The organism is Curtobacterium sp. MCLR17_032, assembly GCF_003234795.2.
Taxonomy (GTDB): Bacteria; Actinomycetota; Actinomycetes; order Actinomycetales; family Microbacteriaceae; genus Curtobacterium.
In genome coordinates, this window is sequence record NZ_CP126268.1 from 213,407 (window position 1) to 228,878 (window position 15,472).

A 15,472-nucleotide genomic window follows, 5' to 3' on the forward strand; every position below is an offset into this window, starting at 1 on the left:
GCGCACGACGGACAGACATGGGAACATCAGGGCGTGACCCATCTGCGCCCGAGCTCGGGGACCCCCGACGGCTTCCGTGCCGTCCGGTTGGCGGGGACGAGTGCGACCCGACCCGCGAGTCTCAGCGACACGTACGGTACCGGCGGTGGCATCGGCGACGAGCGCTCGGCGTTCCGGTACACCGGCGCTGGTGACGCCGACCTGTCGCTCCGCGGATCCGCGGTCGAGGGCCGCCGGACCGGCACGATGGAGCCCCGCGCCGACCACATCGTCTTCTGGATCGGGGACGGCAGCGCGGTCATCACCGACCAGGACGGTGTCCGCACCACGGTCCGCCCCGGCCAGCCGTTCCTCATCGCCGCCGCGTTCCGCTACGACTTCGAGGCCGCCACCGGCCGTGTGTCGATGCTGCACCTGTCGGACCGGCTCCTGCGGTCGGCGCTCGCCGCCGAGGGCATCCAGGTCGCCGGCCCCCTGCGGTTCCGCCGGACCGAGTCCGACGCCGACCTCGCCGCACTGCGGTCGGTCCTGCAGGAGCTCGGTGCCGCGATCACGGACGAGTCGGTCGTCGGCCGCGAGCGCGCCGAACTGAACGCCCGCGTCGCCCGGACCGTGGTCGCCACGTTCCCGGTGGACGCCCCCGCGACCACGAGCAGCGAGCGACTCCGCGTCGCGCTGACGTACATCCAGGAGCACGCGCAGGGCGAGGTCACGCTCGCGGACATCGCCGCCGCCGCCGGGATGAGCCCGCGCGGGCTGCAGCAGTCGTTCAACCGGTCGGTCGGGGTGTCGCCGCTGGCGCACCTGCGGAACGTCCGGCTCGACGCCGTGCACGAGGCACTCCGGTCGGCCGATCCGTCGACCGCCGCGGTGGCCGAGGTCGCCCGGGAGTGGGGCTTCGCCCACCTCGGTCGGTTCTCCGGCGCGTACCGGGCACGGTTCGGCGAGCTGCCGAGTGCGACGCTGCGGAGCGGCGTGCACGCGGACTGACCGCGAGCTCGCTGCGCGGCCGGGCGCGGCCGGGCGCGACAGGGCGCGGCCGGGAGGCCCGGATCACCCCCGCCCCGCCGCCTCCGTCAGTCGCGGTGCGCGTCCACCGCAGCCCGCGCTGCCCGCACCACCTCGGCGTCGGTCTCGAAGTGCCCGCCCCCGGAGTCCCCGGCGCCCATCGGCACGCCCCCGTGCGCGGTGTCCGCCAGCCGCTTCGCCGAGAGGTGCACGGCGGCGGCCCCGGTCCCGAGCAGCACGGGCACGTCCGCGGGCGTGACGCCGGCGCCGGCCATCACCTGGACGGACCCCGAGGCCGCGACCATCCGTGCGATGGTGTCGGCGCCGGCGAGGGCGGTCGGGGCCCCGCCGGAGGTCAGGACGCGGGTGAACCCGAGCTCGGCGAGCGTGGCGGCGGCGGCGACGGGGTCGGCGGCGTGGTCGATCGCCCGGTGCAGGGTGACCTCGGCGTCGGACCGCTCGGTGCGGGCGGCGGCCACGAAGCGGGCGAGGGCGTCGGTGTCGAGCGTGCGGTCGGGGCGGAGGGCTCCGACCACGACACCGGTCGCCCCGGAGCGCAGCACGGCGACGAGTTCGCGTTCCATCAGGTCGAGTTCGTCCCGGTCGTGCACGAAGCCGCCCGGACGGCAGCGGACCAGGACGTGCACGGGCAGCCCGGTGGCGACGGCGGCCTCGACGAGCCCCTGCGACGGGGTGAGGCCGCCGAGCTCGAGCGCGCTGCAGAGTTCCACGCGGTCGGCGCCCCCGGCCAGGGCGGTCGCGGCTCCCGTCGCCGAGGTGACGGCGATCTCGAGCGACGGGGAGGTGCTGCGTCCGGTCATGCGTGGGCTCCGAGGGGTCGGTCGGACGCCGGGATGACCCGGGCGGTCAGGTCGGGCTCCGGGAAGGTCCGGTCGAAGGGGTACACCGGCCGTTCGATCCGGTGGTGGCCGAGGCGTTCGAGGTCCTGGTCGACACCGCCCGGGGTCAGCGCGAGCATCCAGTCGGCGGCCATGTCGTAGAGCTCCGGTTCGAGGTACCCGATCTTCACGACGACCAGGTCGGCGCTCCGCGGGTCGAGGTCCAGGTCGGTGAAGTCGTGCTCGTGGTGGTACGGCTTCCGCAGCTCGGTGAGGATCGCGAAGACGCTGCCGACCTGCAGCACGACCTCGGTCCGGGCGTCCCGGTCGCCGGTCTTCACCGCGTGCACACGTCCGGTCATGGTGAGCGGTCCGGCGTGCAGGTCGTCGACCTCGGCACCGGCGGTCACGGTGACGGTCGCGCCGACGCCGGCTGCGACGCACGCGGCGACCGCGGCGGGGCCGGGGACGCTGGCGTAGAGGACGACCGGGCCGTCGGCGCTCCGGAACTCGTCGCGCGCGAGCAGCTGCGTCAGTCCCCAGGTCATGTCGCCCGAGCCGCCGGCGGTCGGGTTGTCGCCCGAGTCCGAGACGAAGTAGGGGCGTGCGGCACCCGGGGCGAGGGCGGCGGCCAGGCACTCGTCGAACGAGCCGGCCGGGGCGACGAAGGCGAAGTCCTCGCGGGCGTCCCAGAACGACCGGGCCAGGCGTTCGGCACCGGCACGGACCGCATCCTCGTCCCAGCCGGTGACGACCGTGACGGCGCGGTTCCGCGGCTGGTCGGCCCAGGCGTAGCCGACCCAGATCGCGGCGTCGAGCACGCCGTCGGTCGACTCGACCTCGGCGACCTGCCCGTACACGGACGCGGCCGGCTCGATGCGGGTCGAGGTCTTCTCGCCGGGCAGCAGGACCGGCACCGGGATCCAGGCCATCACCGGGCGCTGTGCCCCGACCGGTCGGGTGGTGAGCACATCGACCAGGTTGCGGACGGCGCGCTCCTTCGTCTCGAGGGCGTCCTCGTGCGGGGCCAGCCGGTAGCAGGTGATGAGGTCGCACTGGTGGGCGAGGCCGCGCGAGACGTTGCCGTGCAGGTCCATCGACGCCGAGACGACGACGTCCGGGCCGATCACCGCGCGGATGCGTTCGAGCAGCGTGGTCTCGGCGTCGTCGAGTCCCTCGACCACCATCGCGCCGTGGATGTCGAACCACAGCCCGTCGATCGTGGTGTCGGCGGCGATCGCGGACAGCCGGTCGGTGATCTCGGCGCTGAGCTCCTCGAAGGCCTCCCGCAGGACGACCCCGCCGGGCAGTGCGTGGCCGATCAGGGCACCCCGGAAGTCGGCGCGCTCGGCGAGCGGTGCGAGGAAGTCGTACCGGGCGACGACCTCGTCGCCACGGTCCGGGTGGAAGGCGGCGGCCGGAGTGCGGGTCGGCGTGAACGTCGACGTCTCGATGGCCAGGCCGGCGATGGCGATGACCGGGCGGCGGGCCTCGGCGGTGGTTCCGGTGTCAGACACGGGTGCTCCTGTTCCTGGTGGTGCGCAGCGGGACGGGGGTGGACAGCTCCTCGAGCGATGCCGCCAGGCCGCGCTGCAGGGCGAACTGGCCGGCTCCGACCAGTCCGGCGTCGGCGCCGAGCGAGGCCCGCTCGATGACGAGGTGCTGCGTCACGAGCGGGTGGCAGCTCTCGTAGAGCTGGCTCCGCACGGCGGCGACGAACGGCTCGAGGGTGGACAGGATGCCGCCGAGGGAGACGGCGTCCGGGTTGAAGAAGTTCACGTTGGCGGCCAGGACCTCGCCCAGGTACCGCCCGGCCAGGCGGACCGCACGGGTGGTCTCCGGGTGCGCCTCGAGCGCCAGCCGGACCACGTCCTGGGTGGTGCTGACGTCGACGCCGGCCTCGCGGAGGATCCGGACGAGCGCCGCCCCGGACGCCACGGTCTCGAGGCAGCCGGTGTTGCCGCACGAGCACGGGGTGTCGCCGGCCGCGTCGATGCGCACGTGCGTGATGTCCCCGGCGGCTCCGGTCGACCCGCGGTACAGGTGACCGTCGATGATGATGCCCGCACCGATCGCCGATCCGGCCTTCACCGTGATCGCCTGGCGTCGGGTGGACGGCTGCACGGTCTGCTCGCCCGCGGCCATGCAGTTCGCGTCGTTGTCGATCGCGGCCGGCACCCCGAAGTGCTCGGTGAGCCACGCGGCGACCGGGAACCCGTTCCAGCCGGGCATCCGGCTCGGCAGGTCGACGACGCCCGCCTCGACGTCGACGGGACCCGGGAGGCTCAACCCGACCCCGCGCAGACCGTCGCGTCCGCGTTCGGTCACCAGGGCGTCGAGGAGCTCCGCCAGGGCGGCGAGGCCGGCCGTCGGACCGTCGGCGAGCGCGAACGGGACGGTCGAGACGGACTCGAGCGCGCCTCCCGGCAGGACGATGCCGATCCGGACGTGACCGCCACCGACGTCCGCGGCGACCGCGTACTCGTCCGAGCCGCCGATCCGCAGGACCTTGCGGGGCCGGCCGCCGGTGGAGACGTCGGTGCCCTCCTCGGCCAGGATGCCGTGGCCGAGGAGCTGTCCGACGACGTGCGACACCGTCGACGGCGCGGCACCGAGGAGCTGGGCGATCTCGGTCCGGCTCGAGGCCTGGCCACTGGCGATGAGTTCGAGCACGCGCGCACTGAGGTCCGGCACGACTTTCTCCAATCGGCGTCACCGGGCGCGATGGCCGCCCGATGTCACCGATCCTACGGGGCAGAAGGACCGGTCCGCGCTTTCCGCCGTTCCGCAGAAACAGACTATTTACACGAGAACGTTTGTTTTTCCAACGACTTCGGCCATTGACTGTGCACGTGCCACCGGGGCCTGGTCCTGGTCACACTCCCGTCCCTCCACCACGCCGACGATGGCGTCCTCGCGCAAGGAGTCACGCATGACCAAGCCCCGTCGCTGGGCCCTCCTCACCGGAGCCGCGCTCGCGGTGAGCGCCCTGCTCGCCGGCTGTTCCGGGGGCGGTTCCGCCACCACCGGCTCGTCGTCCGACGAGATCAACTACGCGCTGCCGGCGAACTTCACGCCGAACTGGATCCTGCCGATCGGCACCGCCGCGCACCTCAACACCAACAACGGCTCGATCGCGCAGTCGCTGTACGAGCGCCTCATCGCCTACGACGGCTCGACCGGCAAGATCGGGTGGGACAAGCCCGGCTCCGTCGCCACCGCCGCCGACTTCGCGTCGGACAGCAAGAGCGTCACGATCACGCTCGGCGACCGGCACTGGTCCGACGGCAAGCCGATCACCAGCCGCGACGTCGAGTTCTGGTTCAACCTGATCAAGGCGAACGCGAAGGACTGGGGCTCGTACTCGGCGGGCAAGGCGCCGGACAACTGGACGTCCTTCAAGACCGTCGACGACACGCACTTCACGATCACGTTCGACAAGGCGTACAACAAGGACTGGATGCTCGCGAACCAGCTGAGCTACATCATCCCGCTGCCGCAGCACGCCTGGGACAAGACCAGCGCCTCCGGCCAGGTGAGCGACGCCGACCGCACCACGACCGGGGCGAAGCAGGTCTGGAAGTACCTCAACACCGCCGCGGGCAAGATCGCCGACTACGACTCGGACGACCTGTGGAAGACGATCTCCGGCCCCTACGGCCTGTCGTCGTTCACGACCGCCGGCAAGGTCCAGCTGACCGCGAACCCGAAGTACGACGGCGGTGAGAAGGCGTCGATCAAGACCGTCAACCTGCTGCCCTTCACCACCGCGGACGCCGAGACGAACGCCCTGCGCTCCGGTGCGGTCGACTACGGCTACATCAACGCCACCGACCTCGACCAGAAGGACTCCTTCACGTCGAAGGGCTACGAGGTCGACCCCTGGACCGGCTGGGCGATCACGTACATGCCGTACAACTTCAACAACCCGGACATGGGCGCCGTCTTCAAGCAGCTGTACGCCCGCCAGGCCGTGCAGATGTCGATCGACCAGAAGTCGCTGTCGAAGGTCGTCTTCAACGGCACCGCCACCTCCACCTACGGTCCGATCCCGCAGGCGCAGGAGTCCGACTACGTCTCCGACGTGCAGAAGGACAACCCGTACCCGTTCAGCACGGAGAAGGCCGCGGCACTGCTGACGAGCCACGGTTGGACGAAGCAGGGCGGCACCATGGTCTGCACCGACCCGGGCACCTCGTCCAGCCAGTGCGGCGAGGGCGTCGCGGCGGGCACGAAGTTCGCCATGAAGGTGCTCTCGCAGTCCGGCTCGACCGTCACCGACAACATGATGAGCGCCATCCAGTCGTCGCTCGAGAAGACCGGCATCGGCTTCTCGATCAAGACGGCCCCGGTGTCGAGCGTCCTGTCGCAGACGCCGACCTGCACCGCCGACGAGTCCAGCTGCGACTGGGACCTGTCCTTCTTCGGCACCGCCGGCAGCTGGTACTTCCCGGCCTACCCGACCGGTGAGTCGCTGTTCTCCACCGGCGGCTCGGCGAACTTCGGCAGCTACTCGAACAAGCAGGTCGACTCGCTCATCGACGCGACGACCACCTCCACCGACGCGAGTGCCGTGCAGGACTACAGCGCCGCGGTCGCGAAGGACCTGCCGGTGATCTGGCTGCCCAGCCCGGACTACCAGATCTCCGTCAAGAAGAGCGGCCTGAGCGGGTTCGACCAGGACTCGCTCGCGAACTTCCACCCCGCGCAGTGGAAGTGGAGCAAGTAGCACCGTGACCACGGACGGCAGGCGCGGCGCGCGTCCGACGCGCACCGCGCCTCCCGTCCGCCCCACGTCCCGGACCCGACCATCGGAAGCAGCATGACCACTGCCCTCTACCTCACCCGCCGCGTCCTGCAGGCGCTCGCGGTGATCCTCATCGTCACGATCGTCGTGTTCTGCCTGCTGCACGCGCTGCCCGGCGGACCCGCCCGCGGCGTGCTCGGCGTCTCCGCGACCCCCGCCCAGATCGCCGCGTTCAACCAGGCGCAGGGCCTCGACCAGGCGCTGCCCGTGCAGTACCTCCGGTTCCTCGGACGGCTGCTCACCGGCGACCTCGGCACCTCGTACACGCTCAACGAACCGGTCTCGCAGCTCATCCAGGAGCGCATCCCGAAGACCCTCGTCCTCACCGGACTCTCCGCCGTGCTCGGGATCGTCATCGCGATCCCGGTCGGCATGTGGCAGGCAGCGCGACGCAACGGCGCGATCGACTACACCGCCACCGCCCTGGCGTTCGTCTTCTACTCGACGCCCGCGTTCTTCCTCGGCCTCGTGCTCATCATCGTCTTCAGCCAGCAGCTGCCGTGGCTGCCGTCGCAGGCACCGAGCGGCACCACCCTCGCCGAGGTGTTCCAGCAGCCGGCCGGCCTCGTCCTGCCGGTGCTCACCGGCGCCCTCGCGATGATCGCCGTCTTCAGCCGGTACATGCGCGCGGCGACGCTGGAGAACCTGCAGGAGGACTACGTCCGCACCGCCCGCGCCGGGGGCTCGTCGACGGCGACGATCCTCCGCCGGCACGTGTTCCGGAACTCGCTGACGCCCGTCGTCGCGATGCTCGGCTACTACCTGCCGGTGCTGTTCGGCGGTGCGCTCGTCACCGAGCAGCTGTTCAACTACCCCGGCATGGGGCTGCTCTTCTGGAACGCGGCGCAGACGTCGGACTACCCGACGCTCCTCGGCTGCGTGCTCGTCATCTCCGTCGCCACCGTCGTCGGCACCCTGCTCGCCGACGTGGCACAGTCCCTGATCGACCCGCGAGTGAAGGCAGGCCGCGCATGACCACCGTCCAGTCCCTCATCGACACGTACCGGACGAGCACCGTGAAGGCAGGCCGCGCATGACCACCGTCCAACTCGCCCCCGAGACGCCCGGCGCACCGGTCACGGTCGCCGCCACCGGCTTCCGGCTGGCCGCCCGCCGCTTCCGGCACAACACCCTCGCCGTCATCGGCCTGGTCGTGCTCGTCGTCATCGTGCTGTTCTGCTTCGTCGGTCCGTTCCTGTACCCGACCGACCAGACGCACACCATGCTCCAGCAGGCGAACCAGAGCCCCGGCGGCGCCCACCTGCTCGGCACCGACGCCGTCGGCCACGACGTCCTCGGCCGGCTGATGTACGGCGGCAAGGTGTCGCTCATGGTCGGCATCGCCGCCGGGATCCTGGCGACCGTCGTCGGCACGCTCTGGGGCTCGGTCGCCGGGTACGTCGGCGGCTGGGTCGACGCCGTGATGATGCGCATCGTCGACGCCGGCATCGCGATCCCGGCGCTGTTCATCCTGCTCGTCATCTCGGCGATCACCACCCCGGGCGTCTGGGGGCTCATCGTGATCCTCGGGTTCGTCTCGTGGCTGGTGCCCTCCCGACTCATCCGCGCCGAGACCCTGACGCTGAAGAACCGCGACTTCGTGCTCACCCTCCGCGCCATCGGTGGCTCGCACGCCCGCGCCATCGGCCGGCACCTGCTGCCGAACTCGGTGTCGACCATCGTCGTCGCCGCGACGTTCCAGGTGGCCGACGCGATCCTCCTGGTCGCCTACGTCTCCTACCTGGGCCTCGGCGTGCAGCCGCCGGCGACGGACTGGGGCGGCATGCTCTCGGCGGGCCTCACCGCCGCCTACTCCGGTCGCTGGTGGCTGATCGTGCCACCGGGACTCGCCGTGATCCTCGTCGTCTGCGCGCTCAACGCCGTCGGCGACGGACTCCGGGACGCATTCGACGTGAAGGGCCGCGGATGACCGCCACCGAACCGATCCTCGCCGTCGACGACCTCGGCGTGCACTTCAGCACCGAGTCCGGCGACGTGCACGCCGTCCAGGGCGTCTCGCTGACCGTCGCACCGGGCGAGACCCTCGCGCTCGTCGGTGAGTCCGGCTCCGGCAAGTCCACCGTCGCGCTCGCCGCGATGGGGCTGCTCTCCGGCAACGCCACCGTCACCGGCAGCGCCGTCGTCGACGGACACCAGGTCGTCGGTGCCGCCGAACCGTCCCTCCGTGCCCTCCGTGGCCGGACCGTCTCGATGGTGTTCCAGGAACCCGCCACCGCCCTCGACCCGCTCACCCGGGTCGGCAAGCAGATCGCCGAGGTCATCCGGAACCACCGGCAGGTGTCCGCCGCCGCAGCCGCAGCCGAGGCCGTCGAACTCCTCCGCCGCGTCGGCATCCCGTCGCCCGAGGACCGCGCGAAGGCCTTCCCGTTCCAGCTGTCCGGCGGGCAGCGGCAGCGCGTCGTCATCGCGATGGCGATCGCCAACGAGCCGGCGCTCCTCATCGCCGACGAGCCGACCACCGCGCTCGACGTCACGGTGCAGGCCGAGATCCTCGAGCTGCTCCGGGCGCTCGCCGCCGACACCGGCACCGGCGTGCTGCTCGTCACCCACAACATGGGCGTCGTCGCGGACTTCGCCGACCGGGTCGCGGTGATGCTGCAGGGCTCGATCGTCGAGACCGGCGGTGTCGAGGACGTCCTGCTCCGGCCGCAGCACGAGTACACCGAGCGGCTGCTGGCCGCGGTGCCGCGCCTCCAGACCGCCGCCTCGTCGGCGGAGCGGCCCGTGGTGACGGACCGACCGACGTCCGCCGACGAACCGGACGGGAGGCCCGCCTCCACCCCGGTGGTCGACCTGCGTGACGTGTCGGTCACCTTCGGCCGTGGCGCCCGCGCGGTGCACGCCCTGCGCGGCATCGACGTCGTCGTGCACGCCGGGGAGACCGTCGGCCTGGTCGGCGAGTCCGGCTCCGGCAAGTCCACCGCCGCCCGCGTCGCCCTCGGCCTGGTCCGCCCCACCGCCGGCAGCGTCCGACTGTTCGGCTCCGACCTCCGCCGCACCCGGGGACGGGACCGCCTGGCCCTCCGCTCCGGCATCGGCGTCGTGCTGCAGGACCCGGTGGCCTCGCTCGACCCACGGATGTCCGTCGGTGAGTGCATCGCCGAACCGCTCGGCATCCACCGTCGACGGACCTCGGCCGCCGACCGTCGTCGCCGGGTGGACGAGGTCCTGGACGCCGTCCGCCTGCCCCGCGCCCTGGCCACCCGTGCCCCGCGGGAGCTCTCCGGCGGGCAGCGGCAGCGCGTCAGCCTGGCCCGGGCGCTCGTGCTCGACCCGCGGCTGCTCGTCGCCGACGAACCGACCAGTGCCCTCGACGTCAGCGTGCAGGAAGCCGTCCTCGAGGTCCTCACCGACCTGCAGGCCGACCTGGGCTTCGCGTGCCTGTTCGTCTCGCACGACCTCGCCGTCGTGCAGCAGTTCGCCGAACGGGTCGTCGTGATGCGCGCCGGTGCGGTCGAGGAGCAGGGTCCGACCGGCGAGACCCTGCTGCACCCGACGACCGACTACACCCGACGCCTGCTCGCCGCCGTCCCCGTGCCCGACCCGGTGGTGCAACGGCAGCGTCGGACGGAACGCCTGGCCTCCCCCGCCGCGGTGACCCCGTGAGTGCGGAGGTCCTCGCCGGCATCGACGTCGGGGGCACGAACACGAAGGTCCTCGTCGCCACCACCGACCTCGAGGTCCTCGACCGGATCGACCTGCCCACACCGGCACACGACGGCGGTGACGCGATCCTCGACGCGGCCGAGGCGGCGGTGCGGTCCCTGCTCGACCGGCACCGGGCCTCCCTGGCGGGTGTCGGGGTGGGCGCTGCCGGTGTCGTCGACCCGACCACGGGCACGGTGCTCGTCACCGCGAACTCGTTCACCGGCTGGGCCGGCTACGGCGTCACCGACGCCGTCACCGCCCGGCTCGGGGTGCCGGCGACGCTCGACAACGACGTCAACGCGTTCCTCCTCGGCGAGGTCGCAGCCGGCGCCGTCGCGGGGGAGTCCGACGTGCTCGGGATGACCCTCGGCACCGGCGTCGGCGGGGCGCTCGTCCTCGGCGGCACCCTGTTCGGCGGCCCGCACGGCGCCGCCGGCGAGATCGGCCACGTCCCCGGGTTCGGCGACACCCCCTGCACCTGCGGGCAACGCGGCCACCTCGAGACCGTCGCCGGCGCCCGCGGGATGGCCGACCGCTACGCCGCGCGCACCGGCCGACGCCTCGGCACCCACCAGGTCGCCGAGGCCGCACGCGCCGGCGACCCCGACGCCCAGGCCGTGTTCACGACCGCCGGGTGGGGCGTCGCCCGGGCCGTCCTGCTCACCACGGGGATCCTCGACGTGACGACGGTCGTCATCGGCGGCGGGGTCGCCCGGTCGTGGGACCTGCTCGCGCCGGCCATCGCGTCGGCGCTCGCGGACGAGCCGCCGGTCAGCGGAGCGGCGATCCGTGTCGAACCCTCCACGCTCGGGCCGGACGCCGTGGCGCTCGGCGCGGCGGCGCAGGTGCGGCGGCTCGTCGTCCCGGTGTGAGCCCCGCGCTGCTGAACGCTCTCTGATCTGCCGGGCAGGACTCCCGGCACGCCAGCAGCACACAGCCTGAGAGGATCATCGGATGACCGACGCGCCCGCCCCGACGCCTGCCCGCCGGGAGTCGCCTGCCCGCCGGGAGCGCACGCCGACCGGCATCCTCGTCCGGACGCCCTACCCGCTCGCGACCATCGCGATCGCCCTCGGCACCGTGATCGTCATCACGATCGTCGGGTTCGTCCTCGGCGACGTCGACTTCGGTCTCGCACACGCGCTGAACTCCCTGCACATCGGGGCGCTCGGCGCGGTCACCACGGCGGTCTACCACGTCATCAGTCCGGCGCCGGCGATCGGCATCACGGTCATCGTCACCGGTGTGCTCTGGGCCGTGCAACGCGACATCCGCCCGGCCGCCGCGTTCGCCGGGACGGTCGCGATCACCTGGGTGCCCTCGGACCTCGTCAAGGAACTCGTCCACCGCCCCCGGCCGGACACCTCGCTGCTGCCGCACCCGTTCGCGACACAGCCCGACCCGTCGTACCCGAGCGGACACACCGTGTTCATCGTCGCCATCGTCATCGCGCTGACGTGGGTGCTCCGCGACACCCGGTGGCACACCCTCGCGGTGACGCTCGGCACCGTGGTCGTGGTGGTGGTCGTGCTCTCGCTCACCATCGACGCCGTGCACTACCCGACCGACACCGTCGCGTCCGTGGTGTGGGCGCTCGCCGTCGCCCCGGCCGCCCGGCTGGTCTGGGTGGACTGGGCGATGCCGCGCATCCCCGTCCTGCGCCGCCCGGCACTGACCGCACGGCGCACCGCACGGCACTGACGGTGCAGCACTGACCCGGCCCGGCCGAGCGGGCTGCCCGCCAGCGGGGGTTACGGTGCGGGGATGACCTCTCCGACCTCCGACGACGCGCTGGCCCGACTGGCGGACGCCGTCCTCAGCGTCGCGCGGGAGCTCGACTCGACCGGACCGCGGGCCGTCGACGTGGTTCCCCTCACCGGCACCGAGGTCCTGGTGATGCGCTGGGTCGACACGAACCCGGGGACGACACCGAGCGCCACGGCGGACGCGACCGCACTCCGGCGGAGCAACCTCAGCGTCGCGCTCGGATCGCTCGTCGCGAAGGGCATGGTCGAACGACGGGCGCACCCGGACGACGCCCGGACCGCACAGCTGTACCCGACGGCGCTCGCGGCCGAGAGCATCGCTCTGCTGCGGGCCCGGTGGGCGGAGACGCTCCGGACCGCCCTCGACGCGCAGGGCATCGACGCTGCGGGCGTGGTGTCCGCCGTCGGCCTGCTCGAGCGGCTGGAGGAGGGGCTCAGGCCGTCGCGCGACGGATGAGCTCGGCGACCGTCTGCTCGTCGGTGTCCGAGAACTCCGGCGTCACCGCGAACGAGGTCGGCCAGAACGACCCGTCGTCCAGCGTCGCCGGGTCCTGGAACCCGAGCGTGGAGTAGCGCGCCTTGAACTTGGCGGCGTCCTGGAAGAAGAACACGACCGCGCCGTCCTTCGTGTACGCGGGCATGCCGTACCAGAGCTTCGGTGCCAGGTCGGGTGCGGCCTCGAGCGCGATGCGGTGGATGCGCTCCGCCAGGCCCCGGTCGGGTTCGGGCATCGCGGCGATCTTGTCGACCACGGCCTGGGCGTCGAGCGCGGCCTTCTCGGCCTTCGTCGTCCCACGCTTCCGGCTCGCCTTCACCTCGGCCGCGTGCTCGCGCATCGCGGCGCGCTCCTCGGCGGTGAACGTGGTCTCGGACGCGTCGTCGCGTGCTGCCATGGTGGGCTCCCTCGTCGGTGCGACCCACGGTAGCGCCGTGGCAGGCTCGGGTCCATGACCTACACCGCGGCCGACGACCGCTACGACTCGATGACCTACCGGCGGACCGGGCACTCGGGCCTGGACCTGCCGCTGCTCTCCCTCGGCTACTGGCACAACTTCGGCGACGACGTCCCGTTCGAGACCCAGCGTGCGGTGAGCCGCCGCGCATTCGACCTCGGCATCACCCACCACGACCTGGCGAACAACTACGGCCCGCCCTACGGTGCCGCCGAGCTGAACTTCGGCAAGCTCATGCGCGAGGACTTCGCGCCCTACCGCGACGAGATGGTCGTCTCGACGAAGGCCGGCTGGGACATGTGGCCCGGCCCCTACGGCCAGGGCGGCGGCTCCCGCAAGTACGTCCTCGCCTCGCTCGACCAGTCGCTGCGCCGCACCGGCCTGGACTACGTCGACGTGTTCTACTCGCACCGGCTCGACTCCTCCACCCCGCTCGAGGAGACGATGGGCGCCCTGCACACCGCCGTCCAGCAGGGCAAGGCGCTGTACGTCGGGATCTCGTCCTACGACGCCGAGCGCACCCGCCAGGCCGCCGCGATCCTCCGCGACCTCGGCACACCGCTCCTCATCCACCAGCCGTCCTACTCGATGCTGAACCGCTGGATCGAGACCGAGGGGCTGCTCGACGCGGCGGGCGAACTGGGCTTCGGCGTGATCGGGTTCACCGCCCTGGCGCAGGGCCTGCTCACCGGCAAGTACCTGGACGGCGTGCCCGAGGGCTCCCGCGCCGCGGCCGGGAAGTCGCTCGACCCGTCCTCGATCACCCCCGAGGTCGTCGAGCACCTGCGCGCACTCAACGCCGTGGCCGAGTCCCGCGGACAGACGATGGCGCAGCTCGCCCTGGCGTGGGCCCTGCGGGACGAGCGCGTCACGTCCCTGGTGATCGGCGCCTCCCGGGTGGAGCAGCTCGAGGACAACGTCGCCGCGCTCGCGAACACGTCGTTCTCGGACGACGAGCTCCGCACCATCGACGAGCACAGCATCGGGATCACCGACGTCGACCTCTGGGCGGGTGCCCGCTCCGGCGAGGTCTCCTGACGGGAGGCCCGGCGCCGGTCCCTGGATGCGCCGTGCGTCCGGCGGGTACCCTGGAAACGCAATCCAGCAACAACCGTGTATCTACCGGACGCCGGCACCCCGGCGGACAGCGGCGGCACCCGATGGGTCCGCTCCACACGAGTGGGCCGAGAAGGCACACCCCCACCATGCTCCAGGCGCGTTCCTCCGGCGCTTCCCTGATCGCCCTCGCCGGGCGGTCCTACTTCCCCATCGCCTTCGTGGCGCGACTGCCCTTCGCGATGATGGTCGTCGGCGTGCTGACGCTCGTCGTCGCCGCACGTGACTCGGTCGCCCTCGGTGGCATCAACTCGGCCTCGGTCGGCATCGGCTCCGCGCTGTTCGGGCCGCTCGTCGGTGCCGCAGCCGACAAGTACGGGCAGCGCGCCGTGCTCGTGCCCGTCGGCCTGGCCAACGCGGTGCTGCTCGGTGCGCTGCCGTTCGTCGTGCAGAGCAGCGCCCCCGACCTGGCCGTCCTGGCGATGTCGTTCCTCATCGGGGCGAGTGCGCCGCAGGTCGCGCCGATGTCCCGCACCCGGCTCGTCGCCATCATCCGGAACCGGATGGAACCGAAGCGGCACGAGCGTGTGCTCAGCGGAACGATGGCGTACGAGTCCGCCGCCGACGAGACCGTCTTCATCGTCGGACCGTTCCTGGTCGGCGTCCTGGCGAGCGCCATCGCGCCGTGGGTCGCCGTCGCCGGCGCCTCGGTCCTGACGTTCGTCTTCGTCACGGCGTTCGCCCTGCACCCGACCGGTCGGCTGACCCTCGGGCACGCGTCCGACCCGCGTCCGGCTCCGGCGCGCCAGCTGCTGCGGCCCCGACTCGTGGTGGTGGTCGTCGGCATCCTCGGCATCGGGTTCTTCTTCGGCTCGACGCTGACCGCGCTGACGGCGTTCATGGCCGACCACGGCGGGTCCTCGCGAGCCGGGCTGCTCTACGGCCTGATGGGCATCGGCTCGGCCGGTCTCGCGCTCGGTTCGGCGGCGTTCCCCCGGGCCTTCCGGCTCGGCTGGCGGTGGCTGCTCTTCGGTGTCGTGCTGCTCGGGTCGGCGATCGTCTTCGCCAGCGCGAGCTCCGTGCTGGCGGTCGGGATCGTCCTCGCCGTGATGGGGATCGGCATCGGCCCCACCCTGGTCACCCAGTACAGCCTGGGGTCCGACCGGTCGCCGGTGGGCCGCTCGGCGACCACGATGACCATCCTCGGTTCGGCGGTCATCGTCGGACAGTCGATCGCCAGTGCGGTCGTCGGCGAGGTCGCCGAACGCGCCGGCACCCCGGCCGCGATGGCGTTCCCGGCGTTCTCGGCCGCCGTCGTCGTGCTGGCGGGTGCGGTCAACCTGGTGCTGTCCCGTCGCGACGCGCTGCGCTGAC

14 protein-coding genes are annotated in these 15,472 nt (G+C 72.4%); 10 read left to right on the forward strand and 4 right to left on the reverse strand.

Annotation, left to right across the window (positions count from 1 at the left end):
- Positions 1-33 precede the first annotated feature (33 nt).
- Positions 34-990 (forward strand): helix-turn-helix transcriptional regulator, encoded by a 957-nt coding sequence (locus DEI97_RS01040; RefSeq protein ID WP_146248158.1) that lies wholly within the window; start codon positions 34-36, stop codon positions 988-990.
- An 86-nt stretch (positions 991-1,076) separates the two neighbouring features.
- Here the strand turns inward: DEI97_RS01040 and DEI97_RS01045 are convergent, their stop codons facing one another.
- The 3 genes from DEI97_RS01045 to DEI97_RS01055 are packed head-to-tail and all read right to left on the reverse strand — an operon-like array spanning position 1,077 to position 4,541.
- The gene (locus tag DEI97_RS01045; RefSeq protein WP_111075192.1) at positions 1,077-1,829 is read right to left on the reverse strand and encodes a copper homeostasis protein CutC; all 753 of its coding nucleotides are present in this window, start codon (positions 1,827-1,829) and stop codon (positions 1,077-1,079) included.
- Positions 1,826-3,364 (reverse strand): M81 family metallopeptidase, encoded by a 1,539-nt coding sequence (locus tag DEI97_RS01050; protein WP_111075191.1) that lies wholly within the window; start codon positions 3,362-3,364, stop codon positions 1,826-1,828. Before DEI97_RS01050 ends, DEI97_RS01045 begins: the two co-directional genes overlap by 4 nt.
- Complete coding sequence (locus DEI97_RS01055) at positions 3,357-4,541, reverse strand: ROK family protein (RefSeq protein ID WP_111075190.1); 1,185 nt, start codon at positions 4,539-4,541, stop codon at positions 3,357-3,359. The genes DEI97_RS01050 and DEI97_RS01055 overlap by 8 nt, the downstream gene beginning before the upstream one ends.
- Before the next feature lie 238 nt (positions 4,542-4,779).
- Here DEI97_RS01055 and DEI97_RS01060 point away from each other — a divergent pair, with 238 nt between their 5' ends.
- The 7 genes from DEI97_RS01060 (at position 4,780) to DEI97_RS01090 (ending at position 12,546) form a co-directional block, all read left to right on the forward strand.
- Positions 4,780-6,576 carry a peptide ABC transporter substrate-binding protein gene (locus DEI97_RS01060; protein WP_111075189.1) on the forward strand — a complete coding sequence of 599 codons (1,797 nt, stop codon included), beginning with the start codon at positions 4,780-4,782 and terminating at the stop codon, positions 6,574-6,576.
- A gap of 93 nt (positions 6,577-6,669) precedes the next feature.
- Positions 6,670-7,629 carry an ABC transporter permease gene (locus tag DEI97_RS01065; protein ID WP_111075188.1) on the forward strand — a complete coding sequence of 320 codons (960 nt, stop codon included), beginning with the start codon at positions 6,670-6,672 and terminating at the stop codon, positions 7,627-7,629.
- A 58-nt stretch (positions 7,630-7,687) separates the two neighbouring features.
- Positions 7,688-8,584: an ABC transporter permease gene (locus tag DEI97_RS01070; RefSeq protein WP_111075187.1), complete on the forward strand. Its 897-nt coding sequence runs from the start codon at positions 7,688-7,690 to the stop codon at positions 8,582-8,584.
- On the forward strand, positions 8,581-10,281 hold the full coding sequence (locus DEI97_RS01075; protein WP_111075186.1) for a dipeptide ABC transporter ATP-binding protein: 1,701 nt from the start codon (positions 8,581-8,583) through the stop codon (positions 10,279-10,281). The genes DEI97_RS01070 and DEI97_RS01075 overlap by 4 nt, the downstream gene beginning before the upstream one ends.
- Positions 10,278-11,195 (forward strand): ROK family protein, encoded by a 918-nt coding sequence (locus DEI97_RS01080; RefSeq protein ID WP_111075185.1) that lies wholly within the window; start codon positions 10,278-10,280, stop codon positions 11,193-11,195. The genes DEI97_RS01075 and DEI97_RS01080 overlap by 4 nt, the downstream gene beginning before the upstream one ends.
- 82 nt (positions 11,196-11,277) lie before the next feature.
- Complete coding sequence (locus DEI97_RS01085; RefSeq protein WP_111075184.1) at positions 11,278-12,024, forward strand: phosphatase PAP2 family protein; 747 nt, start codon at positions 11,278-11,280, stop codon at positions 12,022-12,024.
- A gap of 63 nt (positions 12,025-12,087) precedes the next feature.
- Entirely contained in the window at positions 12,088-12,546 is a 459-nt protein-coding gene (locus DEI97_RS01090; RefSeq protein ID WP_111075183.1) for a MarR family winged helix-turn-helix transcriptional regulator, read from the forward strand.
- Here DEI97_RS01090 and DEI97_RS01095 read toward each other — a convergent pair.
- On the reverse strand, positions 12,524-12,982 hold the full coding sequence (locus tag DEI97_RS01095; protein ID WP_111075182.1) for an iron chaperone: 459 nt from the start codon (positions 12,980-12,982) through the stop codon (positions 12,524-12,526). The genes DEI97_RS01090 and DEI97_RS01095 overlap by 23 nt on opposite strands.
- 54 nt (positions 12,983-13,036) lie before the next feature.
- Between DEI97_RS01095 and mgrA the strand changes: the two genes are divergently transcribed.
- Positions 13,037-14,080, forward strand: coding sequence for an L-glyceraldehyde 3-phosphate reductase (gene mgrA, locus DEI97_RS01100; protein ID WP_111075181.1), 1,044 nt, complete (start codon positions 13,037-13,039; stop codon positions 14,078-14,080).
- A gap of 167 nt (positions 14,081-14,247) precedes the next feature.
- On the forward strand, positions 14,248-15,471 hold the full coding sequence (locus DEI97_RS01105) for an MFS transporter (RefSeq protein ID WP_111075180.1): 1,224 nt from the start codon (positions 14,248-14,250) through the stop codon (positions 15,469-15,471).
- The last annotated feature ends 1 nt before the right edge of the window (position 15,472 follow it).

Excerpts from the sequence above, each read along its gene's own strand:
- DEI97_RS01045 (WP_111075192.1), bottom strand. The coding sequence starts at position 1,829 with ATGACCGGACGCAGCACCTCCCCGTCGCTCGAGATCGCCGTCACCTCG.
- DEI97_RS01060 (WP_111075189.1), top strand. The coding sequence starts at position 4,780 with ATGACCAAGCCCCGTCGCTGGGCCCTCCTCACCGGAGCCGCGCTCGCG.
- DEI97_RS01065 (WP_111075188.1), top strand. The coding sequence starts at position 6,670 with ATGACCACTGCCCTCTACCTCACCCGCCGCGTCCTGCAGGCGCTCGCG.
- DEI97_RS01070 (WP_111075187.1), top strand. The coding sequence starts at position 7,688 with ATGACCACCGTCCAACTCGCCCCCGAGACGCCCGGCGCACCGGTCACG.
- DEI97_RS01075 (WP_111075186.1), top strand. The coding sequence starts at position 8,581 with ATGACCGCCACCGAACCGATCCTCGCCGTCGACGACCTCGGCGTGCAC.
- DEI97_RS01085 (WP_111075184.1), top strand. The coding sequence starts at position 11,278 with ATGACCGACGCGCCCGCCCCGACGCCTGCCCGCCGGGAGTCGCCTGCC.
- DEI97_RS01090 (WP_111075183.1), top strand. The coding sequence starts at position 12,088 with ATGACCTCTCCGACCTCCGACGACGCGCTGGCCCGACTGGCGGACGCC.
- DEI97_RS01095 (WP_111075182.1), bottom strand. The coding sequence starts at position 12,982 with ATGGCAGCACGCGACGACGCGTCCGAGACCACGTTCACCGCCGAGGAG.
- mgrA (WP_111075181.1), top strand. The coding sequence starts at position 13,037 with ATGACCTACACCGCGGCCGACGACCGCTACGACTCGATGACCTACCGG.
- DEI97_RS01105 (WP_111075180.1), top strand. The coding sequence starts at position 14,248 with ATGCTCCAGGCGCGTTCCTCCGGCGCTTCCCTGATCGCCCTCGCCGGG.